11 protein-coding genes are annotated in these 17,179 nt (G+C 58.2%); all 11 read left to right on the top strand.

What is annotated here, in order from left to right; all coding sequences use genetic code 11:
* The first annotated feature begins 78 nt into the window (after positions 1-78).
* The 11 genes from KXJ60_RS10605 (at position 79) to KXJ60_RS10655 (ending at position 17,175) form a co-directional block, all read left to right on the top strand.
* Complete coding sequence (locus tag KXJ60_RS10605; RefSeq protein WP_291127021.1) at positions 79-651, top strand: hypothetical protein; 573 nt, start codon at positions 79-81, stop codon at positions 649-651.
* A gap of 15 nt (positions 652-666) precedes the next feature.
* Positions 667-1,695 carry a conjugal transfer protein TraS gene (locus KXJ60_RS10610; RefSeq protein ID WP_291127023.1) on the top strand — a complete coding sequence of 343 codons (1,029 nt, stop codon included), beginning with the start codon at positions 667-669 and terminating at the stop codon, positions 1,693-1,695.
* 195 nt (positions 1,696-1,890) lie between these two features.
* Positions 1,891-2,100, top strand: coding sequence for a hypothetical protein (locus tag KXJ60_RS10615; protein WP_291127025.1), 210 nt, complete (start codon positions 1,891-1,893; stop codon positions 2,098-2,100).
* Positions 2,087-5,359: a helicase-related protein gene (locus KXJ60_RS10620; protein ID WP_291127027.1), complete on the top strand. Its 3,273-nt coding sequence runs from the start codon at positions 2,087-2,089 to the stop codon at positions 5,357-5,359. The genes KXJ60_RS10615 and KXJ60_RS10620 overlap by 14 nt, the downstream gene beginning before the upstream one ends.
* On the top strand, positions 5,356-6,045 hold the full coding sequence (locus tag KXJ60_RS10625; RefSeq protein WP_291127029.1) for a DUF4391 domain-containing protein: 690 nt from the start codon (positions 5,356-5,358) through the stop codon (positions 6,043-6,045). The genes KXJ60_RS10620 and KXJ60_RS10625 overlap by 4 nt, the downstream gene beginning before the upstream one ends.
* A gap of 16 nt (positions 6,046-6,061) precedes the next feature.
* On the top strand, positions 6,062-7,477 hold the full coding sequence (locus KXJ60_RS10630; protein ID WP_291127032.1) for an SIR2 family protein: 1,416 nt from the start codon (positions 6,062-6,064) through the stop codon (positions 7,475-7,477).
* Positions 7,474-9,594 (top strand): ATP-binding protein, encoded by a 2,121-nt coding sequence (locus KXJ60_RS10635; protein WP_291127034.1) that lies wholly within the window; start codon positions 7,474-7,476, stop codon positions 9,592-9,594. Before KXJ60_RS10630 ends, KXJ60_RS10635 begins: the two co-directional genes overlap by 4 nt.
* Positions 9,591-10,997, top strand: a complete 1,407-nt coding sequence (locus tag KXJ60_RS10640; protein ID WP_291127036.1) for a DUF2130 domain-containing protein — start codon at positions 9,591-9,593, stop codon at positions 10,995-10,997. The genes KXJ60_RS10635 and KXJ60_RS10640 overlap by 4 nt, the downstream gene beginning before the upstream one ends.
* A 4-nt stretch (positions 10,998-11,001) precedes the next feature.
* Positions 11,002-12,999, top strand: coding sequence for a site-specific DNA-methyltransferase (locus KXJ60_RS10645; protein WP_291127037.1), 1,998 nt, complete (start codon positions 11,002-11,004; stop codon positions 12,997-12,999).
* A gap of 10 nt (positions 13,000-13,009) precedes the next feature.
* Positions 13,010-16,084, top strand: coding sequence for a DEAD/DEAH box helicase family protein (locus tag KXJ60_RS10650; RefSeq protein WP_291127039.1), 3,075 nt, complete (start codon positions 13,010-13,012; stop codon positions 16,082-16,084).
* Positions 16,081-17,175 carry a hypothetical protein gene (locus tag KXJ60_RS10655; protein ID WP_291127041.1) on the top strand — a complete coding sequence of 365 codons (1,095 nt, stop codon included), beginning with the start codon at positions 16,081-16,083 and terminating at the stop codon, positions 17,173-17,175. The genes KXJ60_RS10650 and KXJ60_RS10655 overlap by 4 nt, the downstream gene beginning before the upstream one ends.
* The last annotated feature ends 4 nt before the right edge of the window (positions 17,176-17,179 follow it).

The raw sequence follows: 17,179 nt of genomic DNA on the forward strand, positions 1-17,179 counted from the left end.
TGGGTTCATGGTGAGTGCAGAGATAGGCGGCTTGCCGCCGATTTCACAAGCGCTCCGCGCCCCTCCATTCGTCGGCCCATGAACACCCCAACACATGACTTCGTCACGGTTGAAATGCGCGGCTTGAAGGCTGCGCTGGTGGCCCGTGCGCAGACGCAACGGGTCAGCGTGTCCGAACTGGTGCGCAGCGCTGTGGCGCGCGACCTGGGTCTTTCGGTGGCGAGTGATCCCGATTGTGGGGAGCTGCCCCCCAAGGCTGGGCGAACCGCTAGCGTCAAGTTGTCTATCCGCATGACGGCCGACGAGGCTTCACAACTGGTTGCGGGTGCCCGAGCCGCAGGCCTGTCGCGCGGTGCCTACCTGGCTGGGCTGTTGGCCAACGTGCCCGTGCTGTCTGACGGCGGCGGCCGGGCCGAACACATCGCGGCACTCAGGGTTTCCAGCGCAGAACTGGCCACCCTCAGCCGAAACATCCACCGCCTCACCGTGCTGCTGCGCCAGGCCAACGTAGAGCCTGCGAGGTCCTACCGCGAGATGCTGGACACACTGGCCGGCGACGTGCGCTGCCACCTGGAGCTGGCCGCCCGTGCCTTAGCCGAACTGCAACCGCGCAGCCGGGGCGCAGGGTCAACCGCATCCCCCACCAAGTAGCGAAAGGAGTTCGCCATGGCTACCCCGGACAACCTGGACGGCATCATCATCACCTGGGGTGATCGACTGTTCTACCCCGGCAACCGCGTCGTGAAGGTGAGGCCTTCTCCCCGGTTGAGTGGGGACGCGGCACGGCAACGCGCGGCCGTCATCCGCCAGCGCATCGCGGCCACCGTGGTGCGTCGCGCGCCTCAGGTCATGGTAAAGGTGACGGGAGGAGGGCGCGGCCTGCGGGCCATCGCCGCCCACTTCCGCTACATCAGCAAGAACGGCCGACTGGAGATCGAAGACCAGCGCGGCGAAATCATGCGGGGCAAGGACGTCTTGCATGACTTGGCGGAGGAATGGCGATTCAGCGGCTCATACATACCCGACGGGGCAGAGCCGGGCCACCGGCGGCAGGCCTTCAACATCATGCTGTCGATGCCACGCGGCACCGACCCGCTGACCGTGCAGCGCGCCGCCCGGGAATTCGCTCAGGTTGAGCTGAGGGACCACAAGTACATCATGGTGTTGCACGACCACCAGGCCAATCCGCATGTGCACATCAGCGTGAGGGCCGAGTCGACGCTCGGCAAGCGCCTCAACCCTCGCAAGAGCGATCTGCACCGCTGGCGAGAGACCTTCGCCGAGAAGCTGCGCGGGCATGGCGTGGACGCGGAGGCTACCCGGCAGGCGACACGTGGCCAACATCATCGGCCTGATCGGCTTTGGCGCCTGAAGGCACGGGAGGAAGGCCGCCTTCGCACCGCCAGGTCCACCAAGTACAGGGAGCCAAGAGGTCACCCTTCACAAGCCAAAGCTACAGAAGCTTGGCTACAACTGGGTCACGCACTGGCTGGCTCAAACGAGTCTACAGACCGAGAGCTAGCCTCCCACGTATTTCGCTTCATCGGTGAAATAGGAGCTCGCAAGGGGAATGAACAGTCACGCGTACCGGTGCGTAGAGTCGATCGGCAGCAACAAACATCGGCGCCTTCGCTATCAGGAAAGGCCCCGCTACCGCTGATTGTCCAGCCTGATGACCGAGCCCAAGCAAGGTGAGGTTGGCCTTCCTGCCGACGTGAATTGGGCATTGGGGTAATGAACGAGAAGCGCCCGGATTGCAGATCACCGCAGAGACTTCTCTTCTTTTTCATACAACCAATCTGCAGTGTCGCCGTACGGTCATCTACCAGTGCCTCGGGTGCGTGTAAAACGCAGTACATTTGCAGGACAAGACCAATTGGGTGCAAGACCATGAAACGACTGAAGGATGAGGCCCTGTCTATCCGCACTTCAGCAGACATCAAGCAGTTGCTGAAGCTGGCGGCGGCACGGGAGCACCGTTCCGTCGCGTCCATGGTCGAGGTGCTGGTTCTGGCCTATGCGCAAGAGCACGGCTTGGAAGCCGCGCCCGATGCGCCGGTTAACGCTGGGGAGCGGAAGAAGAAACATGGAACTGATTGACAACATCACCCGGTTGCTGGGTGACGACATCAAGGCGACGCTGAAGCCTAAGTCAAGACTCAAGATCGCAGCTTCGTGCTTTTCGATGTACGCCTTCGAGGCCTTGAAAGCCGAGCTGGAGAAGATCGACGAGCTCAGTTTCATCTTCACCTCGCCCACCTTCACAGCCAGCGAGGTCACCGACAAGATTCGCAAAGAGCGCAAGGAATTCCACATCCCCAAGCTCGATCGCGAGCGCAGCCTGTACGGCAGCGAGTTCGAGATTCAGCTGCGCAACAAGCTGACCCAGCGCGCCATTGCCAAAGAGTGCGCCGACTGGATGCGCCGCAAGGCCCGGTTCAAGAGCAACCGCACCAAGGCACCCATGCAGCCTTTCGCCGTTGTGCAGGCCAACGGCGCGGATACCGCCTACATGCCGCTCCACGGCTTCACCGCCGTAGACCTGGGCTACCAGCAAGGCAACGCGGTGTCCAACCTCGTCAACAAGATGGACGAGCCCGCCTTCGCCGCGACCTACCTCAGCCTGTTCGACCAAATTTGGAGCGACCCGGAAAAGCTGGAGGACGTGACCGCGCAGATTTGCGAGCACATTGCGTCCGTCTACCAGGAGAACTCGCCTGAGAGCATCTACTTTCTGATGCTCTACAACATCTTCAACGAGTTCCTGGACGAGATCGACGAAGACGTACTCCCCAACGATCGCACCGGCTACCAGGACACGCTGATCTGGAACAAGCTCTTCAACTACCAGAAGGATGCGGCTACCGGCATCATCAACAAGCTGGAAACTTACAGCGGCTGCATCCTGGCCGACAGCGTGGGCCTGGGCAAAACCTTCACCGCCCTGGCCGTGGTCAAGTACTACGAGCTGCGCAACAAGTCCGTCCTCGTGCTGTGCCCCAAGAAGCTGGCCGACAACTGGCTCAACTACAACCGCAACCTCAAGACCAACATCTTCGCCAAGGACCGCTTCAACTACGACGTCCTTTGCCACACCGACCTCAGCCGCACCAGCGGCGAATCCTTCGGCACGCCGCTGAACCGCATCAACTGGGGCAACTACGACCTCGTGGTCATCGACGAGTCCCACAACTTCCGGAACAACGACGCCTTCAAAGAGAAGGAAACGCGCTACCAGAAGCTGATGAACAAGGTCATCAAGGAAGGCGTGAAGACCAAAGTGCTGATGTTGTCAGCCACTCCGGTCAACAACCGGTTTGCCGACCTGCGCAACCAGCTAGCCCTGGCCTACGAAGGTGACTCGGAAAACCTGAGCAAGAAGCTCAAGACCGACAAGAGCGTCGAGGAAATCTTCCGTGGCGCGCAGACCGCCTTCAACAGCTGGGCCAAGCTCCCCCCCGAAGAGCGCACGGCGAGGGCCATCCTCGACTCGCTGGACTTCGACTTCTTCGAGCTGCTGGACAGCGTGACCATCGCGCGCTCGCGCAAGCACATCCAGACCTTCTACGACACCAAGGACATCGGGCAGTTTCCTGAACGCAGAAAGCCGTTGACCTTTCAGTGCCCACTGACTGCCAGGTCCGATGTGCCGGGCTTCAACGGCATCTTTGAACAGCTCTCGCTGCTCAAGCTCGCGGTCTACGCCCCGATCAGCTACATCCTGCCCAGCCGCCTGAAAAAGTACGAAGACATGTACGACACCCAGGTGGGGTCGGGCAAAGGTACCTTGCGGCAGGTTGATCGCGAGCGCAGCCTGCAGGCACTCATGGTGACCAACCTGCTCAAGCGCCTGGAAAGCTCCGTGCAATCGTTCCGGCTCACGCTGGAGTCCCTGCGGGCCAACCACACGAACACGCTGGGCAAGATCAACGCTTTCCAGCAAAACGGCCAAGCCATCTTGGTGGGTGACCTCACCGAGGCGCTGGAGGGCCTCGACGCCGAAGAAGACGACATCCCCTTCCAAGGTGATGAAGAGATCGGTGGCAAGGTCAAGATCAACCTGGCGGACATGGACCTGCCATCGTGGAAACACGAACTGCAATCCGACCTGCAGGTGATCGAGGACCTTCTGGCCACCATGCACCTCGTCACACCCGAGGACGACGCCAAGCTCCAACACCTCAAAACCCACCTGCTGAATAAGATCGCCAACCCGATCAACCCCGGCAACAAGAAGGTGCTGATCTTCACTGCCTTTGCGGACACGGCCGACTACCTCTACGCCAATCTCGCCCCCGCGCTGCAAGCCGCCCACGGCTTGCACACCGCCAAGGTGACCGGCAAGGGCGCGCCGAAGTCCACGCTGAAAAAGGGTTACGACTTCCAGGAGCTGCTCACGCTGTTTTCGCCACGCTCCAAGGAGAAGGCTGTGGTACTGCCGGGCGAGCCCGCCGAGGTGGACCTGCTGATCGGCACAGACTGCATTTCTGAAGGTCAAAACCTCCAGGACTGTGACTACCTCATCAACTACGACATCCACTGGAACCCCGTCCGCATCATCCAGCGGTTTGGCCGAGTGGACCGCATCGGCTCACCCAACAGCAGCATCCAGCTGGTCAACTACTGGCCAGACATCACCCTCGACGAGTACATCAACCTCAAAGACCGGGTGGAGAGCCGCATGATGATTGCGGACGTGACGGCCACGGGCGACGACAACGTGCTGTCTGCACAGGCCAACGATGTGTCTTACCGCAAGGAGCAGCTGCGCCGCCTGCAAGAGGAAGTCATCGAGCTGGAAGACCTGAAGACCGGGGTGTCCATCACCGACCTCGGCCTCAACGATTTCCGCATGGACTTGCTCAACTACGTCAAGGAACATGGCGAGCTGAAAAACGTGCCCAACGGCATGCATGCGGTGGTGCCTGCCAAGCCTGCCATGGGCTTGCGCCCTGGCGTCATCTTCACGCTGCGCAACCTCAACACGGGTGTCAACGTCAACCAGCACAACCGGCTTCACCCCTACTACCTCGTCTACATCGACCAGACCGGCAACGTGGTTCACGACCACACCGAGGTCAAGCGTCTGTTGGACCTGGCGCGCACTTGCTGCAAGGGCCAGGACAAGCCCATTCCTAACGCCACCCAACTCTTCAACGAAGAGACGGCCGAAGGCCGACAGATGCAGGTGTACTCCGACCTGCTGGGCAAGGCCATTCGCTCCATGATCGAGGTGAAGGAAGAGAAAGACCTGGACAGCTTGTTCACTGGCGGTAAGACCACCGCACTGACGAACACCATTTCCGGCCTGGATGACTTCGAACTCATCACCTTCCTGGTGATTCAGGAGGCTGAGTGAGTTCGCAGCCCAGTGCATTGTTCGCCTACCCCAAGCAAGCAGAGTTCGCTCGCCCGCTACCCAAGAACAAGATTTACGAGCGCAGCGGTGCCAACAGCCGCTTGAAAGACCTGTTCGTGGAGCAGGTAGAGCAGATCGTCTGGCGCTACAAGCTGGCACCCGAGACCATCAACCTGCCAACAAAGCCGGGCGTGCCGGAGATTCAAGTCTTCGCGATCCAATTGAAGACACAAGATCTGCACCGTGACGTGCTCCGGTGCATCGACGGCGCAGTGCAATACCCCATCATCTTTGAACTGACTCAAGGCCAAGGAGCCGAGGCCAGAACGCAGGTCGTTGCTGCCTACAAGCGCCCCAGCGAAGCCGATGCTGCCAGTTGGGTTTGCTCCGACTACTTCGAGTCTGACTGGACTCCCTCTACGACCGAGCGCATCCCCTTGCCACTGGCACTAGACCTCGGCGGGCTTTATGAGCAGTTGCTTCGTCGACTTGTGCCCGTAGCTGCCAGACCCAGTGAGTCTTTGGGCGTTCAAGTCATTCGAGCCGAACAGGTCAGGGCCAAGGAGCGCGAAGTCGCTCAGGCTCAGGTGCGCCTTGCCAAAGAGAAGCAATTCAATCGCAAAGTGGAAATCAACTCCACGCTGCGTCAACTCAAAGCTGAACTTAAATCATTAACTTCACAATAGCAGAGGAGGAATCGAGATGACTGAAGGAATTGATGCGACAAATGTGACTCATGCTGCTGAAGTGGCGCCGGAATTCAAAAATATAGTGAAGGTTCGAGATGATCCAATTCCAGCATGGTTTTCTGGAAGCAATGGGAAATACAAGCTCAAGGAACACACTGAAGTTTCATGGCTGAGCAAGAACGAATTCAGCAATAAAGATCTTCGCCAACGTATTGAGCCGTGGCTGACATCGCTGTTTCAATCTGAGCATCTCTCACTCCTAGCCGGCTCGGGTCTGACCCATGCAGTGCACTACTTGGCCGCCCAGAAAGGCGCTGCTGGCATGGGTGCCTTGACGTTGAGCAACCATCAAGCCGTAATCAATCAGGCTGCTGAAAAGGCTTCTGTTGCGGCCGGGCGTAAGAAGGGCAACTTGGAAGATCAACTTCGAGTTGCCAACGAGTTGCTGCGAGGTCTTGAGATTCTGCAGAAGAACGATGAGGCCAAAGCCCTGTGCAAGGAACTTCAGACTGGCATGCTGGCTTTCGCTCAATCAATCCTAGCGAGCGAAGCGGGCATTGCCGCTTCAGGTCACGAGCAGCGTGAGCATGCCTTCAACACCCTCGTCACTTTCCTGATGAGTTTCGCCAGCCGCACTGGCGTGCGCGATCGCCTGAACATATTCACCACCAACTACGACCGGCTGATCGAGGCTGGGGCCGAGTTGGCCGGGCTGCACCTGCTGGACAGATTCCTGGGCAAGCTGATGCCGGTCTTTCGCTCTTCGCGCCTGGATCTGGACATGCACTACAACCCGCCCGGCATTCGTGGCGAGCCGCGCTATTTGGAAGGTGTGGCCCGCTACACCAAACTGCACGGCTCGGTGGACTGGGTGCAGACAGACAAAGACATTCGCCGTATCGGATTGCCGTTTGGGGCTGCCAGTGTTGAACCCTATTTGCAAGCACCGGGCCTGTGTGGTGTGTCAGCGCACGAACTGATGATCTACCCCAACGCAGCAAAGGACAGGGAAACGGCTGACTACCCCTATGTGGAGTTATTCCGCGACCTCGCAGCTGCGGTGTGCCGACCGAACAGCACACTGGTGACCTACGGCTACAGCTTTGGCGATGAGCACATCAACCGAGTCATCCGTGACATGCTCACTATCCCATCGACGCATCTGGTGGTGATCTCGTATGACGACCCATTGGGCCGGATCATGCAGACCTACCAAGAGCTGGGCCGGCCCTCTCAGATCAGCCTGTTGATCGGCCCGGCATTGGCAGACTTGACCATGCTGACCGAGCATTACCTGCCCAAGCCGGCCATCGACAAGACCACTTTCCGCATGAGCGAGCTGCTCAAGCAGCGCATGGGGACAGAGCCGAAAACTGCCAATGGTATAGCTCCGGACGCAGGTGCCTCAGATGGGAGTGACCTCGTATGAGCATGTCCCCCCTGGCGTATGCCGACTCATTGCGCATCGGCACCATCGACTTTGTCTCGCCCGACGAAATCAAAGTGCTGCTCGACATCGAGGCGCCCGATGGCGTGGCACTCAATACCGGCACGCCGCGCCCCTTCCCTCGCATCAACGGCTATGTGCTGATTCCCAGTGACGAAGGGCATTTGGTCGCCCAGGTTGAGTGGATCACCATCGAACGTTCTCAATACCCCAAGCGCAAAGGCATGCAGGACTTCGGTCTGGTGGACTTGCCCTATCCGCTGCGCAAGATGAGTCTTAACCCGCTAGGGGTGCTCACCTATGAGAGCGAAGACGCAAACGGCGGCGACGTATATCGCTTTCGGCGCGGTGTCGAAAGTTATCCGACAGTTGGCGATGCAGTGCTGCTGCCCACACAAAATCAGCTGCGTGCCATCGTCGAGTCAGGCGAAAACCGCCATGTGCTGATCGGCACGAGCCCATTGGCCGCCAATGCAGAGGTCAAGATTGACCCGGATCGGCTGTTCGGCCGCCATCTGGCCGTGCTGGGTAACACAGGCAGTGGCAAGTCATGCTCTGTTGCAGGCTTGATCCGTTGGTCGATGGACGAGGCTCGCAAAGCTCGTGGCGGCGCAGACCCCAATGCCCGCTTCATCGTGCTTGACCCCAATGGCGAATACGCCAACACCTTCCGCGACATGAGCAAGGTGCGGGTATTCGCCGTGGAGCCCAGCGAAGGCGTGGGGCAACTGCAAATCCCGCTGTGGTTCTGGAACAGCGCCGAATGGAGTGCGTTTACGCAGGCCAGCGCAAAGACCCAGCGACCAACCTTAGTACAGGCGTTGCGATCAGTCCGTGACGGGGTGTTCGGCGCCACGGTCACGCCTAGCCATGAAATGCGGCGCTATCTACGCACCCTGGTCAGTATCTTACAACTAGAGCGCAACGCCGGTAGTCCTTGGGGTAAGTTTCCACAGCCCAAAGGCTTCTTTGAAAAACTGAAGAAGTGGCAGGAGGGTTTAGCTTCTCAGGACTCATTCTCAGACGGCGAAAAAGCGTCACTCAGTGCTGTCCGAGACGAGCTCACCGGCTTGATCAATGCGCGTGCCGGTCAATACCCGACCTACGAGTTCACGCGTAGCGAAGTTAGCCAACTCTTGTCGTTGATCCAGTCCGCGCACGCCAATTTCGGCGGCAGCGACACCGACATCCTGCCCATTGACGCCGATGTACCGCGTCCGTTTACCGGCGACCAGCTTCTCCGCAGCGTCGAAGGCACAGCTGAGCTGCTCGGCGTCTCCGAGTACGTAGAGACCATGCAGATGCGCATTCGTACTTTGCTGTCAGACAACCGCATGAAGGTCGTCTCGGGTACCGCCCAGGACCTCACGCTGGATAACTGGCTGGGCAGCTACATCGGTGACGACCAGGCATCCAACGGCTCAGTCACCATCATCGACCTCTCGTTGGTACCCGCCGAGGTGGTGCACATCATCACGTCCGTGATCGCCCGCATGACGTTGGAGGCGCTTCAACGCTATCGCAAACTACATCATGGCAAGACCTTGCCTACCGTGCTGGTGATGGAAGAAGCACACACCTTCATCAAGCGTTACCACGACGACGCAGAAAACCAGAACTCGGCTGCTATTTGTTGTCAGGTATTCGAGAAGATCGCCCGAGAAGGGCGCAAGTTTGGACTCGGTCTGGTGCTGTCATCCCAGCGTCCAAGCGAGCTATCACCTACCGTGCTGTCCCAGTGCAACAGCTATCTGCTGCACCGAATCAGCAACGACCGGGACCAGGAGCTTGTCCACAAACTGGTGCCGGACAACCTGCGTGGGCTGCTCCGCGATTTGCCGTCTTTGCCGTCCCGCCATGCCATCCTGCTTGGCTGGGCGTCGGAGCTGCCCGTACTGGTGCAGATGATCGCGCTGCCTGATCAACATCGTCCGAAGTCCGACGACCCAGATTTCTGGGCAGTCTGGTCAGGCAAGAGCCGCGATGGTGAGGCGATTGAGCGTGGCGTCAACTGGAAGGCTATCGCGGATGACTGGCAACAAATGTCGGCAACACAACCAGTAGCCGCTACGGCGAAAAGTGAGGAGCAACCCAAATGAATGAAATCATCTGTCCCCACTGCCACAAAGCCTTCAAGATTGACGAGGCCGGCTATGCCGACATCCTGAAGCAAGTACGCGACAGCGCATTTGAGCAGCAGCTGCACGAGCGGCTGGAGCTGGCCGAGAAGGACAAGCAAAGTGCGGTCGAGCTGGCCAAGGCACAGTTGACCACCGAGCTGCAAAAAGCTGCCGCAGCCAAGGATGCTGAAATCCAGGCCCTGCAGGCCAAGGTGACCTCAGCCAACCAGGAGCAACAACTTGCGGTGGCCCAGGCACTGAGCAGTGCCGAAAAAGAGCGCGACGCGCTGGCCCACCAGTTGGAGCAGGCCAAGCGCGACAACCAAGCCGCCGCCGCCCTCGCGCAAGCCCAACGGATGGCCGATCTGCAGCAGGCGGCTGCTACCAGCGCAGCGGAAATACAAGCCCTGCGGGCCCAACTGGACGCCGCCACAAAAGACCAGCAACTGGCCGTTACCCAGGCGCTGAGCACGGTTGAACGTGAGCGCGACGAGTTCAAAAACCGCTTTGAACAAGCTCAGCTTGAAAAGCGCCTGGCCGAACAGTCACTCAAAGACCGCTACGAAACCCAGATCAAAGACCGGGACGAAGCCATCGAACGCCTGAAGGACCTCAAGGCCAAGCTCTCCACCAAGATGGTGGGCGAAACCCTGGAACAGCACTGCGAGACCGAGTTCAATCGCCTGCGCGCCACTGCCTTCCCCCGCGCTTACTTTGAAAAGGACAACGACGCCAGCAGCGGCAGCAAGGGCGACTTCATCTTCAAAGACACCGACGAAGCAGGTACCGAAATCGTCTCGATCATGTTCGAGATGAAGAATGAAAGTGACACCACCGCCACCAAGAAGAAGAACGAAGACTTCTTCAAGGAACTGGACAAAGACCGCTCCGAGAAGGGATGCGAATACGCCGTTCTGGTCTCACTGCTGGAGCCAGAGAGTGAGCTCTACAACACCGGCATCGTGGATGTGTCGCACCGCTACCCCAAGATGTACGTAGTGCGCCCGCAGTTCTTCATCCCCATCATCACGCTGCTGCGCAACGCGGCCCTGAACTCGCTCAAGTACAAGACCGAGCTGGCCTTGGTCAAGTCGCAAAACATCGACATCACCAACTTTGAGAACCAGCTGGAAGGCTTCAAGGAAGCCTTTGGCAAAAACTACGACCTGGCATCACGCCGTTTTCAAACGGCCATCGACGAAATCGACAAGTCGATAGACCACTTACAGAAAACGAAAGACGCCTTGCTGGGCGCCGACCGCAACCTGCGGCTGGCCAACGACAAGGCCCAGGATGTGACGATCAAGAAACTGACCCGCGGCAACCCCACCATGGCGGCCAAGTTCGCGGAACTCAAGCAAGCCGCCAAAGACACGGAATAACAAGATGGAAAAACTGAAGATGCATTCGGCCAATCTCGCACAGGACAACATCGCCCGCATCCGCGATCTGTTTCCGGGCTGCGTCACCGAAGCCAAGGGCGAGGATGGCAGTGTGAAGCTGGCGGTGGATTTCGACCAGTTGCGGCAAGAGCTTGCTGAGTTGATTGTGGAAGGACCGCAGGAGCGCTACCACCTGAACTGGCCAGGAAAGCGTGAGGCATTGTTGGCTGCCAACGCGCCGATTGCCAAGACGCTGCGCCCTTGCCGCGAGGAGAGTGTGAACTTCGATAGCACAAAGAACCTGTTCATTGAAGGCGACAACCTCGATGCGCTGAAGCTTTTGCAGGAGGCTTATCTCGGCCAGATTAAGTTGATCTATCTTGATCCTCCATACAACCGGAAAAAAGGTAACAACCTTGTCTACCGAGACGATTTTGTTGGGAACACCTACGAGTATCTGACGCAAAGCAATCAGTCCGACGAGCATGGAAATCGCCTTGTTGCCAACACCGAATCTAACGGAAGGTTCCATTCCGACTGGCTTGGCATGATGTATCAGCGGCTAAGAGTCGCACGAAACCTTTTGGCTCCTGCGGGTGTAATTGCCATCTCCATTGATGACGCTGAAACAGCGAATGTTCTCCATCTTTGTTATGAAGTGTTTGGGGAGTCGAATTTTCTTGGCACCCTGATATGGAAAAACGTTACCGACAATAATCCAAGCAATATCGCCATTGAGCACGAAAGCATTCACGTTTTTGCTCGAAGCAAAAGCGACCTTGAAGGTGTCTGGAAAAGTTCCGTCTCGGACGTCAAGGATGTTGTTGTGAAAATCGGCACTGAGCTTATTGAAAAATATTCAAATCCATCTGAGCTGCAGTCTGCCTATACCGCTTGGTATCGCGAAAACAAGGCGCAGCTTGGGCCGTTGGCCGACTATAAATTCATCGACAAGGGTGGGGTGTACGCCGGAAGCCGTAGCGTTCACAACCCTGGCAAGGAGGGATACCGATATGACGTTATTCATCCTGAGACTGGCAAGCCTTGTGTTCAACCACTTATGGGCTATCGGTTTCCAGAAGAGAGCATGAAACGCTTGCTTGAACAGAAACGGGTTCTGTTTGGAGATGACGAGACCAAGCTTGTTGAGCTGAAGGTCTATGCATGGGAGTATGAAGATAAGCTGTCTAGCGTTTTCGATTTAGATGGAAGGTCTGGCCCATACGACTTGAAGACGTTATTCCCTGAAGGTAAGAAAGTGTTTTCGAATCCCAAACCCGTTCTATTGATGGAGCGCCTCATTTCCTTTATGACAGGCCCCAAAGACATCTGTCTTGACTTGTTTGCCGGGTCGTCCACCCTCGCGCACGCAACGATGGAAATCAACCGACGCGAAGGAGGCAGTCGTCGCTTCATCAGCGTGCAGTTTCCCGAGTCGATTGGCCAAGACAGCAAGGATGCGAAGGAGGCGTTCCAATTCTGCACGCAGGTGGGCCTGAAGCCCTTTATTTCGGAGATCTCGAAGGAACGTACTCGTCGCGCCGGATCAGCTGTGCGCCAGAAAGATGGAGCGGAAGGATGGGGGCGAGACACCGGTTTCCGCGTTCTCAAAATCGACACATCCAACATGGCCGACATTTACTACGCGCCCGATGCGCTCGACAAGGCCAAGTTCGACCTTTTCGTCGACAACATCAAGCCCGACCGGACGCCTGAAGATCTGCTGTTCCAAGTGATGCTCGACTGGGGGGTTGACCTTGCTCTGCCCATCGCCAAGCAGACCATTCGAGGCAAAGATGTGTTTCGGGTGGACGGCAATGCACTGGCGGCTTGCTTCGACGCGCACGGCGGCATTGATGAGGACTTCGTGAAAGAGCTGGCCAAGGTGCAACCACTGCGCGCTTTGTTCCGCGACGCGGGCTTCAAAGACAGCTCGGTCAAGATCAACGTGGAGCAAATCTTTAAGCTACTGTCGCCTGCCACCGAAGTGAAGTGCATCTGAAGGGCTGGCGATGAAACTTAAGTTCAAGACCCAGGCCTACCAGTCTGCAGCGGTGCAAGCCGTGGTGGATTGCCTCAAGGGCCAGCCCCCTGCATCAGCGGAGGCCATTTCCTATCGCATAGACCCCGGTCGGGCTGCACGCGGGCAAACCTTGGGCAGTACGCTGGGCACCGATGACGGCTTCAAGAACGCGGACCTGGCGCTGACCGATTCAGCCTTGCTGGAGAACATCCAGCAAGTGCAGCGCGGCCAGAACCTGCCCGTGTCCGACACGCTGGTGAAGCACAAGGTCGCCCGCGTCAACCTTGACGTGGAGATGGAAACGGGCACGGGCAAGACCTACTGCTACATCAAGACGATCTTCGAGCTCAACCGCCGCTATGGCTGGAGCAAGTTCATCATCGTCGTGCCCAGCATCGCCATCCGCGAGGGCGTGGCCAAGTCACTGGAGATCACTGCCGAGCACTTCCTGGAGACCTACCAGAAGAAAGCGCGCTTCTTCATCTACAACTCCAAGCAGCTGCACCACCTGGAGAGCTTTTCGTCGGATGCGGGCATCAACGTCATGGTCATCAACGTGCAGGCCTTTGCCGCCCGTGGTGCCGACAACCGCCGTATCTACGAGGTGCTGGACGACTTCCAGTCTCGCCGCCCGATTGATGTCATCAGCGCGAACCGGCCCATCCTGATCCTGGACGAGCCGCAGAAGATGGAAGGCGCACAGACCTTGAAGTCCTTGGAGGAGTTCAAGGCCTTGATGGTGCTGCGTTACTCGGCCACGCACAAGACAACGCACAACAAGATTCACCGCCTGGACGCGCTGGACGCCTACAACCAGAAGCTGGTGAAGAAGATCGCCGTGCGAGGCATCGCGGTGAAGGGGCTCGCGGGCACTGCCGGCTACCTGTACCTGCAATCCATCGAGATTTCGAGCAAGAAGCCGCCCGAGGCCCGCGTCGAGTTTGAGCAGAAACTGGCGGGCGGCAATATCAAGCGCGTGGTCAGGAAGCTGTCGAAGGGCGACAACCTCTTTTCTGACGGCTTTTCAAACGGACTGGACCAGTACCGCGACGGCTTCGTGGTGTCGGATATCAATGCGAACACCGACACGCTGAGCTTCACAAACGGGCTGCAGTTGACTGTGGGTGACGCCACCGGCGACGTGACCGAGGCGGCACTGCGCCGCATTCAGATTCGCGAAGCGATCAAGGCCCACTTCGACAAGGAGCAGGCCTTGTTCCAGCAAGGCGTGAAGGTCCTGACGCTGTACTTCATCGACGAGGTGGCCAAGTACCGCGACTACTCGCAGCCAGACGAAAAAGGCGAGTACGCCCGCATTTTCGAAGAGGAATACAACCTGTACCTCAACGAGATGCTGGACCTGGATGAGACACCCTACGTCAAGTACCTCAAGGGCATCACCGCCGAGAAGACCCACAGCGGCTACTTTTCTATCGACAAGAAGACCAAGCGCGACGTTGACCCGGACATCGAGAAGCGCGGCGAGAACGCCGGGCTGTCGAATGACGTTGAGGCATACGACCTCATCCTGAAGAACAAGGAGCGTCTGCTCTCGCTGGACGAGCCGGTGCGCTTCATCTTCTCGCACTCGGCCCTGCGCGAGGGCTGGGACAACCCCAACGTGTTCGTCATCTGCGCGCTCAAGCACAGCGACAACACGATCTCACGCCGCCAGGAAGTCGGCCGCGGCCTGCGCTTATCCGTCAATCAGCACGGCGACCGCATGGATCATCCTGCCATCGTCCATGATGTGAACGTGCTGACCGTAGTGGCGAGTGAGAGCTACAAGGACTTCGTCGCCGCGCTGCAGAAGGACATCAGCGACTCGCTGTCTGCCCGTCCGAAGGTGGCCGATGAAGCCTTCTTCACGGGCAAGGTGTTGAAGGCAGCCGCCGGCGATGTAGAAGTCACGCCGCAGCTGGCGAAGCAGATCTACAAGTACCTGCTCAAGAACGACTACACCGACGATGCCGACCGCATCACTGGTGCGTATCACGACGCGAAGAAGGCCGAGACGTTGGCCGAGCTGCCGCCAGAGCTGAAGCCGTATGCGGCCCAGGTCTACCAGCTGATCGACAGCGTGTTCAGCGCCAGCCAGCTGCCCGAGATTGGTGACGACCGCCGCCCCAAGAAGAACCCGCTCAACGCCAACTTCGACAAGCAAGAGTTCAAGGCCCTGTGGAGCCGCATCAACCGCAAGGCGGCCTACAGCGTCAGTTTTGAAGAGGCCGAGTTGGTGCAGAAGGCCGTTACCGTGCTGAACGACAAGGATGCAGGCCTTCGAGTCACCCCGTTGCAGTACACGATCCAGCGCGGCGAGCAGGCCGACGTTGCCACCTACGACGGCATCAAGTCGGGCGAAGCGTTCAAGCTCAAGGCCACGGAAACTGAGGTCAACCGTTTGTCGGTGCACTCGGCCGTCAAGTACGACCTGATCGGCAAGCTGGCCGAAGGCACGCAGCTCACCCGCCGCACGATTGCTGAAATCCTGAAGGGCATGAACGTCGCGGTCTTCGCGCAGTTCAAGACCAACCCCGAGAGCTTCATCGCCGAAGCCATCCGCTTGATTAACGAACAGAAGGCCACGGTCATCATCGAGCACTTGGCCTATGACCCCGTGGAAGACAAGTTCGACCTCGACATCTTCACGGCGGGCCTGACCAAGCAGGACTTCAGCAAGGCCGGCGACAAGCTGCAACGCCACATCTACGACTACGTTCTGACCGACTCCAACATCGAACGCCAGTTCGTGAAGGAGCTGGACACCAGCGGCGATGTCGTGGTCTACGCCAAGCTGCCACGCGGGTTCCTGATCCCCACGCCGGTGGGTGACTACAACCCCGACTGGGCCATTTCATTCAAGGAAGGTGCGGTCAAGCACGTCTACTTCGTGGCCGAGACCAAGGGCACCATGTCCTCCATGGAACTGCGCGAGATCGAGAGAACCAAGATCAAATGCGCCCGCAAGTTCTTCGACGACATCAATCAGAAGTTTGCCCCGGAACAGGTCAAGTACGACGTAGTGGACAGCTTCGGCAAGTTGATGGAATTGGTGAAGCAATGACCACGGATAGCGAATCGGGAGACCGCGAGGGGGATGAGCCCAAGAAGAAGGGATTTGATTTCAGCAGCCTCTTGAAGCATGTTGCTGAAGTCGATACCGCCATCGGGAAGCTGTATCTGTTCCCTTTGCGTACTTCAGACCTTCAAGCTTTCAGTGCGCTGCACGCCACAACTCACGTTGACCGCGCGAGGCAGTTTTTACCGTGCATTGCCAGTCTGTACCCTGACTACGGGTTGAAGCACGAGCGTGTTGGCATCACGTCGGAACAGGCCTCCAGTCTGTCCGACGAAATGGTCGAAGCCATCGCGGAGGCCTTTGTCTCGTCGAATGGTCTTCGATCCGCCCGCGAAGGTGGAAAGGACCGTGCGCCCATCGTGAGGGAAGAGGACGAACATGCGACGGCATACCTGGACCGGCTCATGCGCAGTGAGGTTGAAGAAGAGGCGAACCAATTCAAGAAGCTGCGTGAACAGGTTCTCGGCTCAACGCATGGCATCTTCGATCAGATGCGGAAGGCCAGCCAAGCACTCGGCGATACCCGGCAGCAGTTTGAGCGACTGACACGGGCCAGCGCTTTTCCCTCCACTGGTATTCCGCCATCGATAGAAGCCAGGTCACTGGAGTTGAACAACCACATGGTCGAACACAGCGCTAGATTGGCGCGTGAACGGTCTGAAGATCGCGAGATGGTGAGATTGACTGGGCAGATGACAGCCCAGTCGGCTGAGACCCTCCAAGAGCTCGCTGCTGCGGCCAGCACGATGCTTGAGAAACTCGACCAACGTGACGAAGAGTCCAAACGAACGACCAAAATTCAGCTTTGGATTGCTGTGGGATCCGTGGCAGTCGCTGCCGCGCTAGCCGGCGCCTCTTTCCTTCAAGATTGGTTCAACAACAAGTCGGGCGATGACTGGCAAGCGCAAGTACTGGATGAGTTGAAGGTATCCAACTTGCGATCCTCAAAGCTGGAAGGCGAGAATGCCGACCTGCGGCAAAAGGTGGAAGACTTGAGCTCGGCCGTGAGAGCGCTGGAAAGCAAACCCGCGTTGTCGCAGACTTCACCTTCGAAAAATACGACGAAAAAGAAATGACACG

It is taken from the genome of Hydrogenophaga sp. (genome assembly GCF_019264445.1).
Classification (GTDB): Bacteria; Pseudomonadota; Gammaproteobacteria; order Burkholderiales; family Burkholderiaceae_C; genus Hydrogenophaga.

Bases quoted from the DNA above. Each gene is read 5' to 3' on its own strand.
- KXJ60_RS10635 (WP_291127034.1), top strand. From the start codon at position 7,474: ATGAGCATGTCCCCCCTGGCGTATGCCGACTCATTGCGCATCGGCACC.
- KXJ60_RS10615 (WP_291127025.1), top strand. From the start codon at position 1,891: ATGAAACGACTGAAGGATGAGGCCCTGTCTATCCGCACTTCAGCAGAC.
- KXJ60_RS10620 (WP_291127027.1), top strand. From the start codon at position 2,087: ATGGAACTGATTGACAACATCACCCGGTTGCTGGGTGACGACATCAAG.
- KXJ60_RS10630 (WP_291127032.1), top strand. From the start codon at position 6,062: ATGACTGAAGGAATTGATGCGACAAATGTGACTCATGCTGCTGAAGTG.
- KXJ60_RS10610 (WP_291127023.1), top strand. From the start codon at position 667: ATGGCTACCCCGGACAACCTGGACGGCATCATCATCACCTGGGGTGAT.
- KXJ60_RS10655 (WP_291127041.1), top strand. From the start codon at position 16,081: ATGACCACGGATAGCGAATCGGGAGACCGCGAGGGGGATGAGCCCAAG.
- KXJ60_RS10650 (WP_291127039.1), top strand. From the start codon at position 13,010: ATGAAACTTAAGTTCAAGACCCAGGCCTACCAGTCTGCAGCGGTGCAA.
- KXJ60_RS10645 (WP_291127037.1), top strand. From the start codon at position 11,002: ATGGAAAAACTGAAGATGCATTCGGCCAATCTCGCACAGGACAACATC.
- KXJ60_RS10605 (WP_291127021.1), top strand. From the start codon at position 79: ATGAACACCCCAACACATGACTTCGTCACGGTTGAAATGCGCGGCTTG.
- KXJ60_RS10640 (WP_291127036.1), top strand. From the start codon at position 9,591: ATGAATGAAATCATCTGTCCCCACTGCCACAAAGCCTTCAAGATTGAC.